The organism is Streptomyces auratus (assembly GCF_050433025.1).
Lineage (GTDB): Bacteria > Actinomycetota > Actinomycetes > Streptomycetales > Streptomycetaceae > Streptomyces > Streptomyces sioyaensis.
Genome location: NZ_JBNGCB010000001.1, coordinates 2,483,237 through 2,498,210, shown reverse-complemented (window position 1 = coordinate 2,498,210; position 14,974 = coordinate 2,483,237). Strand labels below are relative to the sequence as shown.

Below are 14,974 nucleotides of genomic sequence, written 5' to 3'. Positions count from 1 at the left end.
GCCGCGGGGGACTTGCCGCGGGCGCGGGCCGTGGCGCCGCTGCCTGCGGGTACCATGGTCGCCACGGCGGACGAGCCGGCCGGACGGCCGCGTGGGGATCTTCGATCCTCCCGAGGAACGTCCGGGCTCCACAGGGCAGGGTGGTGGGTAACACCCACCCGGGGTGACCCGCGGGACAGTGCCACAGAAAACAAACCGCCCGTGCCGCAAGGCGCGGGTAAGGGTGAAACGGTGGTGTAAGAGACCACCAGCCTCCGAGGTGACTCGGAGGGCTAGGTAAACCCCACCCGGAGCAAGGTCAAGAGGAGGCATCGGCTGATGCCTCTGCGCGGACGACCGAGGGCTGCCCGCCCGAGTCCGCGGGTAGACCGCACGAGGCTGCCGGCAACGACAGCCCTAGATGGATGGCCGTCTCCCCCCGGCCCGCAAGGACCGGGGGCGACAGAACCCGGCGTACAGGCCGACTCGTCCGCCGCCACCTGGGACTTTAACCCGGAAAGGGCCTCTGACCTGCGTCGGAGGCCCTTTCCGGTCTTTCGGAGCCTTACTTGTTTAGGCGGCGGAAAGTCCCCGGAAAGTCCCCCTGACAGGCCAGAAAGTCCCCGAAAAGTCCCCGGGATGGGCTGCCTGACGAGACCTCTGAACAGGCGATTCGACGTATGGCGCCACGAGGGAAGGCGCCTCTCGCCGAGAGGCTGCCACCTCCCTTGGGCTGCGGATGCGTGCCTGCCGAAGCTGAGAGGCCCCGTCAGGGTGGTGGCATGTCAGGGCTCAGCCCAGTATTTGACCGGTGGTTTTCCGCCTGTACTCGTAATGCGTAGGTCTCGGGTTCGAATCCCGAAGGCGGCTCTGTGGAAGCCCCCGGACTCACTCGCCGTGACCTGGGGCTTTTGCTTATCCCGGGACCTTGCGGGGGGCGGAACGCGATGATCTTCGCACCCTCCTGCGTACCCATCGGTCGAGGCGGGATCCTTCGGCGGCTCCAGTGGCGCCTGCCGAGCGGCACCCCACGGGACGATGGCGGCGGTCGCCTCGCCAGCCCCCGCGGCAATCCTCGGCATGACCGATTGATACGTGTCACGCGTGATCTGGGTGTCACTGTGACCGAGAGTCTCGGAAACGATCTTCTCGTCAACGCCGGCGGCGAGCATGAGCGAAGCGGCCACGTGTCGCAGATCGTGCAGTCGGATCGGCGGCAGTCCGCTTGCCTCGACGAGGCGCTCGAAGTAGTCGGACAGCCATCCGGGATGAATCCACGTGCCATCTTCGCGAGTGAACATTCGCCCGGTGTTGGTCCACGCCAGCCCCCACTCGGCGCGCTCGACAGCCTGCTTGGCGCGATGCAGTTCGAGAACTTCGTCGGTGTAGCCGTCGAGTGTGATCACGCGCTCGCCGCTGTTCGTCTTGGGTGCGCTCTCGACGATTTCCCAACCGTCCTGCACGAGCTGCGTGGCGGCGGTGAGCGAACGCCGCTTGCGGTGGAGGTCGACCCACCGCGTCCCGCACGCCTCGCCTCGGCGCAGCCCGCGGAAGGTGATCAGGTGCCACAACGCATACAGCCGGTCCTCGGCAACGAAGGCGAGGTAGGCGCCGGCCTGCTCGCCTCGCCTACGTCTTTACGGCGCCGCCAGGGCTGATCACACGCAGCGCGGCGTACCGGCCCCGTGCGGCCTGCTCGCTGGCAGGACTCTGGCCATCGGCTTCATCGGCCTGCGCGAACTGCATCCGAAGCCTCGACCTGTCCTCGGGTGTCGCGCCGAACTTCGCTACACGCAGACGCAGTTCGGTGGCGGCCGAGGATTCGCCAGACCAGAGACGGGCGTGGATGAGGGCGGTATCCAGTAGGAAGTCCCAGTCGGTGCTGCTGAAGTGCTCGGCCTGCGGTGAGGCCCGCCACATCAGCCACCACTTCCGGGTGCGTTGCGGCCAATCGCCCTCGCCTGGCCAGGCGGGAAGGTCGGGCGGCTCGGCCTGCTCGAACCGCAAGATCGTCTATGGTGCCGGATCGGGCCCGCGCGCAGGGTCCTTCGGGGCAGAGCCTCGGTCGGCCATGGGCAGCCCCTCGCGATCGTGTTCACGGCCCCGGCGACTGGAATACCCCAGACCCGTACATCTGCCGAGCCGCAATACGCTTGCGGTCTCCGCGGGCGGGGAGGGGGCCTCCCTCCCCTAAGCCTGCAAGATCACCTTGATTGTTACGGCGGCTTGCGGCTCCGCACTCGTGGCCCGCCCCCTGGGGGCACGGGGCGGTATTTCTCTTTGGCGGGAGCCGCGCTCGTGCGGGATAGACGATCACGCAACGTCGCGGGCAGCAGAGGCCCAGCCGGAGCATCGCCGCGCTTTATGGAAAGTGAGCCTTCCGCTTCTTTCGCGGACCATCTCGTCGCCCCTATAAGGGACTTGCCCGCTGATATTGTCTTCTCACGCACCGCCCCAGAGTTGATCAGGTCCGGCCGGACTGATCAGTCCGAGATGGGGGGTGATGAGGTGCTCGGCAAGATCTTCAACCGAATGAAGACCAAGCCGGCGCGGACGAAGCTCGAGCGGCTTTCTCAGATCGCCACGGTGGTAGCGCGTGCCCTGCAAGGGGTGTACTACGCACTGCGTATCTGGGGATAACCGCAGGTCAGCAGGCCCGGTCGCCCCTACAGCGACCGGACCTGCCAGCTAGTCCACGTCTCGGCCCCGCGCTGACTCTTCCTACAGGAGAGCGCGGGGCCTTCTTCATGTCGACTAGCTTGAGCGACGCAGTGCCGCTCTGCTCGGATGCCAAACTAGCGTGACGGATACCGAGTAAGTCAAGGATACAGCTCCAGGATGAATAAATTAAGTCCGGTCTTGGATCTGCATCATGGATCGTTATTATTTGCGGCCAGAGTATTTGTTTTTCATTACTGAAAGCGTTAGTCAACTAAACCCGCGTGACATCTAGAGCGGTAATGGCTAATGCGAGGATGCTGCAACATTGCACGCCGAACTAATTTACTGCGGACGTGTGGCAGTTGGCGGCCCCGGCGCAACGCTGTGCATCTGTGGGTGGTTGGAGTGCAGCCTCGGCTGGCTGGCGACGTTGTGCAGGAGCGCGGAGTGGGCGCCCGCCGGCATCCGCGGTGAGCTTCGGGCTGTTGCTTACATCGCGGGCCGGGTGGTGTGCCGGCGGGCCGTGTGCCGGGCTGGGCGGTGTGCCGGGGCGGACCGTGTGCCGGACCGGACCGTGAGCCGGGGCGGACCGTGTGCCGGGGCGGACCGTGAGCCGGGGCGGATCGCGAGCCGGACCCTGAGCCGGACCAGACCGTGAACGGGGCGGACCGCGAGCCGGACCCTGAGCCGGACCAGACCGTGAACGGGGTGAGACCCGGCAGGTCTCACGAGACCGTGAACGGGGTGAGACCCGCAGGTCTCACGAGACCTTGAACGGGGTGAGACCGTGAACCGGACCGGACCGGTCCGCGCTCGGGCGGTACACCAGAGTGAACTGGTACCGGGTACGGCGTGGTACCGGAACCGGGAACGAGAACCGCGCCAGGAACTGGAACTCGCACCGGGTGGAACCTGGAACTGGCACCGGTGACCGGCACCGGTAACTCCGGTAACTGGTACCGGTAACCGGGGCCGGCAACCGGTACCAGTGGGTGATCGCGTACCTGTACGGAGAAGCGAACCCCGTACAGATACAGCGAACCCGAGCCATACGGGTACGGATGCGCATCACGGATGCGCATCACGGATGCGCATCACGGATGCGCACCAGGGATGCGCACCAGGGACACGGTCACGGACACGCGCTCGGACACGGTCACGCGCGCGCTCGGGACGCGGTCACGGACACGGTCACGCGCGCGCTCGGGACGCGGTCACGGACACGCGCTCGGACGCGCTCGGGACGCGGTCACGGACACGCGCTCGGACGCGCTCGGGACACGTCACGGACACGCGCTCGGACACGGTCGGGACGCGGTCACGGACACGCGCTCGGACGCGCTCGGGACACGTCACGGACACGCGCTCGGACGCGCTCGGGACACGGTCACGGACACGCGCTCGGACACGGTCACGCGCGCGCTCGGGACACGTCACGGACACGCGCTCGGACGCGCTCGGGACACGGTCACGGACACGCGCTCGGACACGGTCACGCGCGCGCTCGGGACACGTCACGGACACGCGCTCGGACGCGCTCGGGACACGGTCACGGACACGCGCTCGGACACGGTCACGCGCGCGCTCGGGACACGTCACGGACACGCGCTCGGACGCGCTCGGGACACGGTCACGGACACGCGCCACAGATGCATCTCCGATGCGCATCCCTGGTGCGCATCCGTGGTGCGCATCCGTGATGCGCATCCGTACCCGTATGGCTCGGGTTCGCTGTATCTGTACGGGGTTCGCTTCTCCGTACAGGTACGCGATCACCCACTGGTACCGGTTGCCGGCCCCGGTTACCGGTACCAGTTACCGGAGTTACCGGTGCCGGTCACCGGTGCCAGTTCCAGGTTCCACCCGGTGCGAGTTCCAGTTCCTGGCGCGGTTCTCGTTCCCGGTTCCGGTACCACGCCGTACCCGGTACCAGTTCACTCTGGTGTACCGCCCGAGCGCGGACCGGTCCGGTCCGGTTCACGGTCTCACCCCGTTCACGGTCTCGTGAGACCTGCGGGTCTCACCCCGTTCACGGTCTCGTGAGACCTGCGGGTCTCACCCCGTTCACGGTCTCGTGAGACCTGCGGGTCTCACCCCGTTCACGGTCTCGTGAGACCTGCCGGGTCTCACCCCGTTCACGGTCTGGTCCGGCTCAGGGTCCGGCTCGCGATCCGCCCCGGCTCACGGTCCGCCCCGGCACACGGTCCGGTCCGGCACACGGTCCGCCCCGGCACACGGTCCGGTCCGGCACACGGTCCGCCCCGGCTCACGGTCCGGTCCGGCACACGGTCCGCCCCGGCACACCGCCCAGCCCGGCACACGGCCCGCCGGCACACCACCCGGCCCGCGATGTAAGCAACAGCCCGAAGCTCACCGCGGATGCCGGCGGGCGCCCACTCCGCGCTCCTGCACAACGTCGCCAGCCAGCCGAGGCTGCACTCCAACCACCCACAGATGCCAGGCATGACAGACCTTCAAGTCGCGTCGCATGCGTAGAACTGTGGCCAAAGGGCCCGCGTTTCTACCCGAACCGCCGTCGGGCTGTGTCAGCGGATGTACCAAGCGACCTGGCAATGCGATCCCACGTAGCCCCAGCAGCACGATCGGCGGCTACCGCCTCGGTGATGAGCTGATCAACCATCATCTTCAGTTCAATTACTGCCTCCACGCTGCCGAGACGGGATCGTTCGCTGGGCTTCGGAACCCGCTGCGCCGCCGCTTTGGCCTCCCCAGCAACACCGACCGCAGTGCGTACGACCTTGGTTCGCGCGGGCAGCCATCGATCCCGCGTGTGCTCCGGCGCCAGAAGGAGTAGCCGCTCCCGGACACGCTGCTCCGCCTTACGGCAGGCATCAGAGCAGAAGCGGCGTCTGCGACCGCCACGAGCCATCCCCACGGAAGCAGAGCTAGTCACGGAACCACCCGGGCCGGGGAGTTGCTCGTCACACCCCTCCCGCGCACACGTCGGTCTCGTTGAGGTCGGCTCTCCCTGTGTCACGGCGTGATGTTGTCACGAAACCGCACAGGTGCGGTAGCAGTCCCAGGCCTGAATCTCTTCCAACTTCGGCGAGGGGGCGGAGCGTTGTCCCGCGACTCCAAAGCTCGCGGCTACGGAACGTGACGCCTTACAGGTGCAGTTGACGTGATGCCTTCGCCTTCCCGCGACGGGTGCAACCCTGGGTGCTCCTCAGCTGGACGTCGTCTGACCTGTTGGCCGCGACCTGCCCGGCGTGCTGCGGCGCTCTCGGCCGCTGTCTTCCGCTCGTGATGCCAGCGACACAGGGACTGAAGATTCCCCAGGTCATGGTTGTCGCCAGCGAGGATGTGATCAACGTCTGTAGCTGGCCGCGGGCAACGGCTACCGTCACGCAGCCGCGCGGTGCACCGATGGCCGTCGCGCTGCGGAACGACTCTGCGTACGAGGTACCAGTTCCTCGGTAGTCGCTTCGGACGGTTACTGGTTGTCCATGCCATTGGTCGTCCCCCGGGGTGTGACCTTTCGGCGATGTGGCGTTCGCACCGACGACCGGGAGCACCTTGGCCTCTTAATGGGGATCCAGCGTTAGCGTGCCGAGCTGGTTGGGCATGGCGTCCCCGTGCGCGGCGGTACTGGTGACAAGCGTGGCGCGAGCCAGGGGCGTATCGGTCGAGGACGGGCGTCGGATCGCCGCTGACGCGGACACCGAGCACGGGCAGCTGGTGGCCGGCGCGTTCGAGCCCTCGCAGGATGGCGGCGAGGGGCACCCCCGAGCCGACACGTGCGACTACCCGGCGCAGGCCGGATGGCAGTTGCGCGGCTTGTTCGGCGACTTGATCGAGGTATGCGGGGTGTTCCATGCCAAATGGCGTGCAGGCCCACTCGCGCTCGGCAAGAGCTTCCGCATCTGCGCGGTAGCGGGCGCGGATCACTGACAGGCGGGCCGGGCGGTGGCCGGGGGGCTCCCCAGCAGGTCCCAGCACGGCCTGCGGCTCAGCCGGTGTGGACCGTCCAGATGGACATTAGGGCCGCCCCGTCACCTGTCGCCGTCCATGCCGGAGAGTGCGCTGTTGGTGGCAAGCGGCTGCGTCGCATTACGCGGGAGGAGGCGTCGAGGCCCTGGCCGCCGGGGTCGAGGCGTGCCTGATGTGCAGAAGATCGAGAGGCTGGCCGGTCTCACAGTCGATGAGCACGGTGCCGTAGTGCTGTCCGCGTCGGGTGGCGAAGTCGTCGACGCCCGACACTTTCGGGACGGTCCAGTCCGGATCGGGCAGGGCCATAAGCGCCCGCAAGAGCGTCGTCCGGCTCACCCGTGTGTGCAGGACAGAGGCCAGACGGCTCCCAGCCCGGCCGCCGAGTGCGACGGCGACAGCCTCCAGAACCCGCCGGGCGGCAGGTGTCCGGCGGCCATAGCGAACGGTCAGGCCCTTGACCCGCTCGGTGAAAGTACGCCGCGGACAACGAACGTTCTCGCAGTACAACCGTCGCACCGTCAGCTCGATCAATACCGGCCGATCCCCGACCGGCGTATCGGCAAGGCATCTTCCGTACGTGCTGTGCACCCGGTTGGACACAACCGCACACCCCGGGCAGGCCGCCTCTGCCTCTCGGGTCCTCGCCACCACGTGAACCGCTCCGCGCTTGAAGAAAACGCGCTCCACCAGCAACTCGCTGAGGTGCGGAAACAGGTCACCGACGAGATCATCACACCGAACCACGATCCCAGATGACGCTACGTCACCGAGACCAAACCCCGATGTTCGTCCTCACGGAATTTGTGCCTGATCCCGGTTTCGTGAACAAAGCCACGGAGGTTATCAGCGAGGTTGCCGTTGCGGTCTCGGCTCAGGCTTGTGAGGCGGTTGGGCTTCGTGCGAAGCCCAACCACTGCCACCCTCTCCTCGTTCCAGGGTTCAAAGAATGGGACGGCGGCGGTGCTTGGCTTTACACGCCGCGCCCCTGGTGGCCTGACTGGGGGCGGTGAACGGCGGGCGTTTCTCGGCCCGATGCCCGCTGACCGGGACCGCCGTGGAGCGAATCGTTGCCGCAGGCTGTGGGCGTAGAGAAGTAGGGCGAGTGAGCTGTGCCGGCCCTGGTCGGCGCGTGGTCAGTGGATGGCCCAGCTCTTCGTGCGGTCGCCGCGTTTCAGAGTGTCCAGCCGGAAGGTGAGCTGGGCAGCCGCCTCACGGTCGCCCAGGTCGGCGCGGCGGATGAAGGAGCCGAGCGTGTGGAGGTCCCGTAGCTCGGTGAGTACCGAGAGCCCTGGCCAGTCGGTGAGGTCGTAGCCGTATGCGTTGGAGAAGGAGCGCAGCTGAGCAGGGGTGCGACCGAAGCGGACGCCCTGGAACGTGTTGGCGAGGTCGGCCTCCCGGGGGCCGATCGCTGCTTCGTCCCAGTCGCCGAGCCGGGCGGCGGAGCCGTCCCAGAGGGTGTTGCCCGGGTAGGCGTCACCGTGGATCAATCCCTGTCCGAGGGGAAAGTCGAGATGCGCGTAGGCATCCAGGATTTCGTCGGAGCGGCCGAGTATCCACTCGCGATCGCTGGGGGCAAGGGTGGTGCTGGACCCGACGACGGCGCGCAGAGCGAGATGGGGGCGGTAGGCAGGTAGCTCGACGGGGGGCGCAGGAAGCCGGTGCAGCTGGCTGAGCAAGCGACCGAGGTGTTCCGGGCCGGGGGACGGGCCATCGGGCTGTGGGTAGTGCCGCCACAGGGTGATCACGTATCCGTGAACGTCCAGGGGCTGCGATACATCGAGCGGCTCCGTGACCTCAAGTCCCTGGCTGGCCAGCCAGCTGGTGAGGGCGATGGCTCGTTGAATCGAGGCACGCTGTTCGGCCCGGCTGACTCGGACAACGGCGTCGGCATGGGGAAGGAGATAGACGGAGGTGGCATGGGTACGCAGGGGCGAGATGCCCCGAGCCGAGAGCCCCCAGACGGTGCATGCCCGTTGAGCGGCGCCCTGGGGCGTAAGAGATGTCGTGGTCATCGATCCGACCGTAGCGCGGCCGTGCCGTCGATGACCTGGTAGCCGTGAATGAGGTCTGCCAGCTGTCCGATGGTCCGGTTCCCCTTGAGGTCGGTTCGGCGCATGAGGCTGCGGAGGCGATCCATGGCGCTGCCGAGCTGGCGGATGCGCATCTGTGGGGGCAGGTCCAGGACATGCTGAAGGGCGGTTGTCGCCCCGGTGGGGTCTCCCTGGAGGATGCTGGCGGTGATCAGATCGATATGGGCCAGGGCCTCGTCCCCGTACGATCGCTCTTCTCTCGGGCCGCTGCGGTACGCGGCGATAGCGGCGGTGGAGTGCTGGTGGGCCTCCTCGTACATCCCGAGCAACGTGTAGGTGCCGCCGAGGTAGTAATCCTGCTTTGCGAGGGGAAAGGTCAGCAGGCCGCCGAACTGCTCGACCTCGTCATGGAGTGGTGTCTCCTCCCTTGCCTGCCGCATCCGGTCGATCGCGGCCAGTGCCAGCTCGTGATCGCCGATTCGGGCCGCCGCGCGAGCTTCGATCGCGGCGATGCGGATACGGGTCTCGCCGGCGGGAGCGAGCTGGGCGGCGTGTTCCGTCAGCTTCAGCGCCATCCGATTCTGTGGCGACCACTCGGTGATCAGCGCGGCCGTGCCCGCAGCCCACGCCTGGAGCCCGGTGTGATCCGCCTGCTCGGCGCACAGGCGCGCGGTACGGATCTGCGCCAGCGCTGATGCCTGTTCGCCGAGGTTCTGTGAGGCGTGTGCGAGGAGCAGGCACGCCGTCCCCGCGAGCATGAACAGCTCGCGGCTCTGCTGGGGGCGCTGGCGGCCTTGCAGGCGGTCGAAGAGCTCATCCCGTACCGCGACGAGTTCGGTGAACAGCGGGAGCAGCGGTGCGTGGACGTAGTCGGTGGCGATGCGGGCGAGAGTGAATCCGAACTGCTCTAGCTCGTCTGTGTTTACGTTGCTGGAGGAGATGAATTCGGCGAACGCGCTGGAGGACTGCGCCGCCCCGGTGGCGAGCGAGCGCAAATGATCGGCTTCATCGCGCTCGGGCTCCGGTGCTTTGCGCACTGGCGCACTGCCGGGAGCGAGCGGACGGAGTTCGACTGGCACATCCAGAGCGTCCAGGAACGCCTGGGTCTTGTCGAGACGCGTGAGACGCCGGGCTCCGGATTCGAGCTGGGAGAGGTAGCCCTGGCTGAGGCCGGTGAGGCGAGCGAGGTCGTCTTGCCGCAACCTGGCGTGTTGCCGTAGGAGACGGCTCACCTGACCGAAGTCCAGTACTCGGAGGGCTTCTTGGACCCCAGGATCCGACCAGACGCGGGCTGGAATGGAGGGCGGCTCGGGCGCGGTTGAGGTTGGGGCACCTCGTGCACATGCCCCACACAGGTCCCGTTCGTCAGGGTTGTAGCGGCTGAGGCGGCACCCGCACGTCAGGCAACGACGCTCACCGCTCACTGCCCCTCCCGACCTCGGCCGACTGATGTGGACGCTGATGCTCATGCTGGCATTGCAGTTGCCATATTGCAGCCAACTTCCTTTATCACGCAGGCGATATGCGATCTCCAAAGCGCGGTGGCAGCGTGATCCGCAAGCCGTTGCCGAGACGAATTGACCGTCGGCGTGGCAGGGACCTTGGGAGGTATGTCCATGACGGCGAACCACCAGATCGCGTTCCACAATCTCCGCAGGGAATCGGCGGTTGCCGAGGCTCGGCACCGTGTTGGCGTGGATACGCATAACGCGACCATGCGTCAGCAGCACCTCGTCACCCGGGCCCGTGACTTCGCAGATCGAGCTGCCGCTCCGTTGCCGGTGCTGATGGAGGCGGCCCAATGATCGGCCGGAGATCCCCGGCCGGCGTGGCGGCCGCCGCGGAGTCCTTTGATGGACTCCGGCGGATGGCCGGCGGGGGCGGCGAGAACACCGCCGCCCTGGCCATGGAAGCCGTCATCGAGCATGCCGAGCTGCAATCGAGCATCTCACTGTCCTCCGACGACCTGGCCCCCCGTCGGGCCCGGTCATTCACCCGGACGAAGCTCGCCGAGTGGGACCTGGACGCTCTCGCCGATCGCGTACTGCTCATCGTCAGCGAACTCGTCACGAACGCATGCCGCCACGGCAGAACCAAGTCCGAGGGCATGTTGGAGGAGATCACCCTGACGATCTCCTATCAGAACGCCGTCGTGGGGATCGAGCTGGAGGACAACTCCCGCCAGCTCCCCGTTCCACGTAAGGGGCCGATCAGTGCGCTCGATGGCCGGGGCCTGTGCCTCGTAGCCGCCGAGGCGGACGCCTGGACCTCGCGCCTCAATCCGGACGGCACCGGCAAGCGGGTCCTTGCCTTCCTGCGCTGGCCGTCGACGCCGCCGGCCGTCTGACCGCAACCAGTCCTCTCCACTCCACGTGTCCGATCAGATCCTGGAGCTGTTCGTCATGCCCGCACACTCCCCGCCTGTCCTGCTGCACCTCCTGACACCGAGGGAAACTGAGATCCTGGGCCTCGTCGCCGATGGCCTGGGGAACAGCGAGATCGCGACCCGCATCGGCTTGGCCGAGGACACCGTCAAGAGCAACCTCCGCAGTATTCGGGCCAAGCTGGGCAGGAGTAGCCGCCCCGTGCTCGCCGACATGGCGTGCCGAGCAGGCCATGTAGCCCGGCCGAAGGGTGCAGAGGCGGTGCGGCCGGAGATCTCTGATGAGGAGACGACCACGCTAAGGCTGCTCGCCCAGGGGGCGGGTGCAAGAGAAGTCGCGAAAGCGCAGCTCATGTCGCACCACACCGCCAAGAAGCACATCCGGCGGTTGCTGGACAAGATGGGTGCCTCCGACGCCGTGCACGGAGTCAGCCTCGCCTGGAGCTGGCACATCCTCAACGCCGACGAAGGAGCGCGATCCTGATGGCGGCGTCCAGACTCAGGCGTGCGCTCGTCCTCGACCTCGACGGGGTTCTGCTCGATACGCGGCCGGTTATGCGGCAAGCGTGGCGCGAGGTACGCGAACGCCATGGCATCGACGTGCCGTTCGAGGCATACGAGCAGCATCTCGGCCGCCCTTTCGACGACATCATGGAACTGCTGGGCCTCACCCAGGCTGACCGCCTCCACGAGACGTACGCGGAGGCATCTCAGCGAGGCTGCGAGCTGGCCAGACCGTTCAACGGTGTGGAGGAAGTGCTTCACGCATTTGCTGCCGCTGACTGGCTGCTCGGGGTCGTCACGTCCAAACCGTTGGACCGCGCCGCTCCACTGCTGGCTCGGCTCGGGTGTCCATTTGCCGCGGTCCGCACCCCCAGTGGCCCCGGGCGGGGTAAGCCGGCACCGGACCCCCTGATGCTCGCACTTGTTGATCTCGCCACTGATCCCGCGTCCGCGATGTTCGTGGGCGATATGGCCGTTGACCGCGAGTGCGCCCGGCGAGCCGGTGTGCCGTACGTACATGCAGCCTGGGGCTACGGCGAGCCCGGCAGCCCGACACCCGAGATCGCGCGTGACCCGCAGGACCTCCTCTGGGTACTCGACACGAGCTGCGAGTCGGGCCCCTTCGTCGCAGGGAGCCTGCTGTGAGCATTGCGAAGAGGAGCGCACTCGGCCTCGTCCGGACTTCAGCGGGGGAGCAGACCGTCTGGGCGCTCGTTGGGGAAGCGTCCCTTCGGCACACGACGGCTGCCTGCATCACCACACTGGATCTTGAGGCTTGGCCGGTCGATCGAACAGAGGTGGATCGGCACGTCGCCGACGTCATGTCCGCCTTGGAGGCGTACAGCTCGCGGCGCGCCGAGACGCCGGGTGGCGCCTCGTGGTTGTACGTGCAGCACGTTCCCGTACGGCGTCTGATCACGCAGCTGGTGCGGAAGCTCCTGGCGCTGAGCGCGTGGCCCGAGTTCGCCGCGGCCCCTGGGCCCGTGACCCTTGCGCCGTACGAAGGACTGCTTGGCCTGCGGGACAGCAGCTCACGCGAGTACCGCGCCTACACCGTCACCTGGTCGGGTGTCGCGTACGCCCTTGGTGCGCTGGCGCCGCATAATCCGGCGCGCTCCGCCCGGCTGCGAAAGCTAATAACTCTCCACCCTGATAGCCGACTTGCAGGTTCCTCTACGCCCTCGGTCGTATCCGCGGCCGAGGTGGTGGCACTGACTTGGTCATCCCGGCACGCGCAGACCCTGCTGCCGGTGCTGGAGGAGCTTGCCGACGAAGGTCGATCCAGCGTGCTGGTCGACCTCGCCACGGACTCGGTGGAGCGCTGCCCAGCCCCCGCGGGCGGGTCCATCACGCTGTGCCCAGCTCCCTCCGAGGCCGTCACCGCCTCCGGCACGGTCCCCGAGATGCGTTTGGATACCGAAGAACCCGACGGTGCCGATGGCACGGCCCAAGTCGGTGTACACACCGTTCGGTTGGACCGGCTGGAACGCCTCGCCGCCGCACTTCTGGAAGGGGGCGGCGGGTGTACCCAGCCGTCCTGGCGAGCCGTAGTACGAGTGGAGAAGTGGCTCCAGGAGCTGCTCGACGCGGTACGCCCGCACACCGTGCTGCTGAGCAACGACACCAGCCCGCTCGGAGCGCTCGCCGCCCATGCCGCGGAGCGGCATGGTGCCACCACCGTGAACGTCCAGCACGGGGCGTGGATACCGGAGTCGGTCGCCTGGCCCGCCCTCCACAGCCGTCACATCGTTGTGATGGGTGACCGCGACGTTGCCCCGGCGAGGTCATGGGTTCGGCACCCCAAGGCGGAGATCCATGTCCTGGGGCAGCCGCGCTTCGATGCGCTCGCCGGCCTCGGGCGGGAAGCGCAGCGTCGCTATCTCCAGAAGCTGCTCGGCGCCGACAGCGAGCGCGGTCCGGTGCGGATCGCGGTGTGGGCCTGCCAACCGTTCGGCCCTGAGCGCCTCCAAGCTCAGGCGAACATCATCCTCGATGGCCTGAAGGCGGCCCAGGGGCACTGGGGGCTCGTCATTGCCCCGCACCCAGCCCAAGGGGGCCACGTCTTCGACCGCCTGCTGCGAGGGGACGGAAAACCACCTGTGGCTGTGGCCGACCCGCGCGTCGGAGCGCGCGGCTGCCTGGCGGGCGCGGATGCCGTGGTGAGCGTGTCCTCCACATGCGGCATCGAAGCCGTACTCCTCGACGTGCCCGTCCTCGAACTGGACCGCCCCGGTGACCGCACGCTTGGTCTCGCAGGGCACGCCGTCGCGCATCGGTGCCGAACGGCTGCCGATGTCACGGACGCGCTCGACCACGTGAGCCGAGGGAGCGCCCGAGTACCGCGAGAAGCGCGCGATGCGGTGTGCCGCTGGCGAGGCCACAGCGCTGCCGACATCGCCCAGCTCATCATCCGCCAGGCCGAGGCCGGCATCTCGCACACCGATCCCATCGAACACCATCCCGCGGGCGCCGAGTCCGGCCTGTCCCGGGGCGAGGGAGCCACCATCCGATGACGAACCTGACCGCCGATACCGTCGCCCAACTCTTCACCGGGGCCGTTACGTTGGCCAAGAGCGGGGAGAAGATCAGCCCGCGCGGGATGGCCACTCGCGAGGTCCTCGACCTCACCATGCGCCTGACTCAGCCCCGGGCACGACTCCTGTACGCGCCGCCCGCCCGCATTTTGAACCCCGCCTTCGCGGTGGCCGAGACCGTCTGGCACCTTTCCGGCTCCGACGCCCCGTGGATCTTCGACTACAACGCGCAGCTGCGGCAGTACGCCGACGACGGCATCCTCCGCGGCGCGTACGGGCCCAGGATGCGGAACTGGGGCGGGGAGGTCGACCAGCTCCACCGCGTCGTGGAGATCCTCAAGGACGACCCCGACTCCCGGCGGGCGACCATCCAGCTCTACGACCCGGCTCGCGACACCGCCGGCCACAAAGACGTGCCCTGCACACTCGGCTTCCGCTTCCACCTGCGTGGCGGACGACTGCACATGTCGACCACGATGCGCGGCCAGGACGTGTGGATCGGCATGCCGTACGACCTGTTCTTCTTCACCACGCTCCACGAGCTCGTCGCCGGCTGGCTGGACGTCGACCTGGGGGAGTACCACCACCACGTCGACTCCCTCCACATCTACGAGCGCGACATCGAGAAGGCCGACGCGTTGACCGATGTGGCAGCGAGCCCGGTAATGCCTGAACTCTCCACGCCGTGGGAGGGGTTCGAGAAGCTCCTCGACCAGGTTGAAGCCGGTGGCGAGACGGGGCACCCGGCCTGGGACGCCATGGCTGAGACGATGCGCAGCTACCGGCTGTGGAAGGGCGGAGAGCGCGAGCAGGCGTGGCGTATCGCTGACGCCATCAAGGGGCCGCTCGGCGAGGCCCTGACCGGCTGGTACGGCGAGCTGACTCGCCGCGTCGGCGGCACGCCGGCTTCCGCACCGGCGGGGACGAGGTGA

12 protein-coding genes, 1 other RNA gene and 1 pseudogene are annotated in these 14,974 nt (G+C 67.7%); 9 read left to right on the top strand and 5 right to left on the bottom strand.

Annotation, left to right across the window (positions count from 1 at the left end; all coding sequences use genetic code 11):
- The first annotated feature begins 71 nt into the window (after positions 1–71).
- Positions 72–472, top strand: an RNA gene (rnpB, locus tag BKA18_RS10695) — RNase P RNA component class A.
- A 292-nt stretch (positions 473–764) separates the two neighbouring features.
- Here rnpB and BKA18_RS10690 read toward each other — a convergent pair.
- Together BKA18_RS10690 and BKA18_RS10685 are read right to left on the bottom strand one after the other, a co-directional pair.
- A pseudogene (locus BKA18_RS10690) lies at positions 765–1,601 on the bottom strand (site-specific integrase); the annotation flags it as partial.
- 7 nt (positions 1,602–1,608) lie between these two features.
- Positions 1,609–1,986, bottom strand: a complete 378-nt coding sequence (locus BKA18_RS10685; protein WP_366048256.1) for a phage terminase small subunit — start codon at positions 1,984–1,986, stop codon at positions 1,609–1,611.
- Between the two features lie 501 nt (positions 1,987–2,487).
- On the opposite strand from BKA18_RS10685, the gene BKA18_RS10680 reads away from it, so the two are divergent.
- On the top strand, positions 2,488–2,619 hold the full coding sequence (locus BKA18_RS10680) for a hypothetical protein (RefSeq protein WP_366048255.1): 132 nt from the start codon (positions 2,488–2,490) through the stop codon (positions 2,617–2,619).
- A 3,642-nt stretch (positions 2,620–6,261) separates the two neighbouring features.
- The gene (locus tag BKA18_RS10675) at positions 6,262–6,552 is read left to right on the top strand and encodes a hypothetical protein (RefSeq protein ID WP_366048081.1); all 291 of its coding nucleotides are present in this window, start codon (positions 6,262–6,264) and stop codon (positions 6,550–6,552) included.
- Between the two features lie 159 nt (positions 6,553–6,711).
- Here BKA18_RS10675 and BKA18_RS10670 read toward each other — a convergent pair whose 3' ends face one another.
- The 3 genes from BKA18_RS10670 to BKA18_RS10660 all read right to left on the bottom strand — a co-directional run bounded on the left by BKA18_RS10670 (position 6,712) and on the right by BKA18_RS10660 (position 10,090).
- Positions 6,712–7,239, bottom strand: coding sequence for a transposase family protein (locus BKA18_RS10670; RefSeq protein WP_429638399.1), 528 nt, complete (start codon positions 7,237–7,239; stop codon positions 6,712–6,714).
- Positions 7,240–7,724: 485 nt separating this feature from the next.
- Positions 7,725–8,603, bottom strand: coding sequence for an aminoglycoside phosphotransferase family protein (locus BKA18_RS10665; protein WP_366048084.1), 879 nt, complete (start codon positions 8,601–8,603; stop codon positions 7,725–7,727).
- On the bottom strand, positions 8,600–10,090 hold the full coding sequence (locus tag BKA18_RS10660; protein ID WP_429638397.1) for a helix-turn-helix domain-containing protein: 1,491 nt from the start codon (positions 10,088–10,090) through the stop codon (positions 8,600–8,602). The genes BKA18_RS10665 and BKA18_RS10660 overlap by 4 nt, the downstream gene beginning before the upstream one ends.
- 147 nt (positions 10,091–10,237) lie before the next feature.
- Between BKA18_RS10660 and BKA18_RS10655 the strand changes: the two genes are divergently transcribed.
- Genes BKA18_RS10655 through BKA18_RS10630 form a run of 6 tightly spaced genes read left to right on the top strand, consistent with a single transcriptional unit; the run spans position 10,238 to position 14,974 of the window.
- A complete protein-coding gene (locus BKA18_RS10655; protein ID WP_366048152.1) occupies positions 10,238–10,426 on the top strand; it encodes a hypothetical protein in 189 nt (62 codons plus the stop codon).
- Positions 10,423–10,968 carry an ATP-binding protein gene (locus BKA18_RS10650; protein WP_366048085.1) on the top strand — a complete coding sequence of 182 codons (546 nt, stop codon included), beginning with the start codon at positions 10,423–10,425 and terminating at the stop codon, positions 10,966–10,968. Before BKA18_RS10655 ends, BKA18_RS10650 begins: the two co-directional genes overlap by 4 nt.
- Positions 10,969–10,993: 25 nt before the next feature.
- The gene (locus BKA18_RS10645) at positions 10,994–11,488 is read left to right on the top strand and encodes a helix-turn-helix domain-containing protein (RefSeq protein ID WP_366048086.1); all 495 of its coding nucleotides are present in this window, start codon (positions 10,994–10,996) and stop codon (positions 11,486–11,488) included.
- The gene (locus BKA18_RS10640; protein ID WP_366048087.1) at positions 11,488–12,153 is read left to right on the top strand and encodes an HAD family hydrolase; all 666 of its coding nucleotides are present in this window, start codon (positions 11,488–11,490) and stop codon (positions 12,151–12,153) included. Before BKA18_RS10645 ends, BKA18_RS10640 begins: the two co-directional genes overlap by 1 nt.
- Positions 12,150–14,021, top strand: coding sequence for a hypothetical protein (locus BKA18_RS10635; protein ID WP_366048088.1), 1,872 nt, complete (start codon positions 12,150–12,152; stop codon positions 14,019–14,021). Before BKA18_RS10640 ends, BKA18_RS10635 begins: the two co-directional genes overlap by 4 nt.
- Complete coding sequence (locus tag BKA18_RS10630; RefSeq protein ID WP_366048089.1) at positions 14,018–14,974, top strand: thymidylate synthase; 957 nt, start codon at positions 14,018–14,020, stop codon at positions 14,972–14,974. The genes BKA18_RS10635 and BKA18_RS10630 overlap by 4 nt, the downstream gene beginning before the upstream one ends.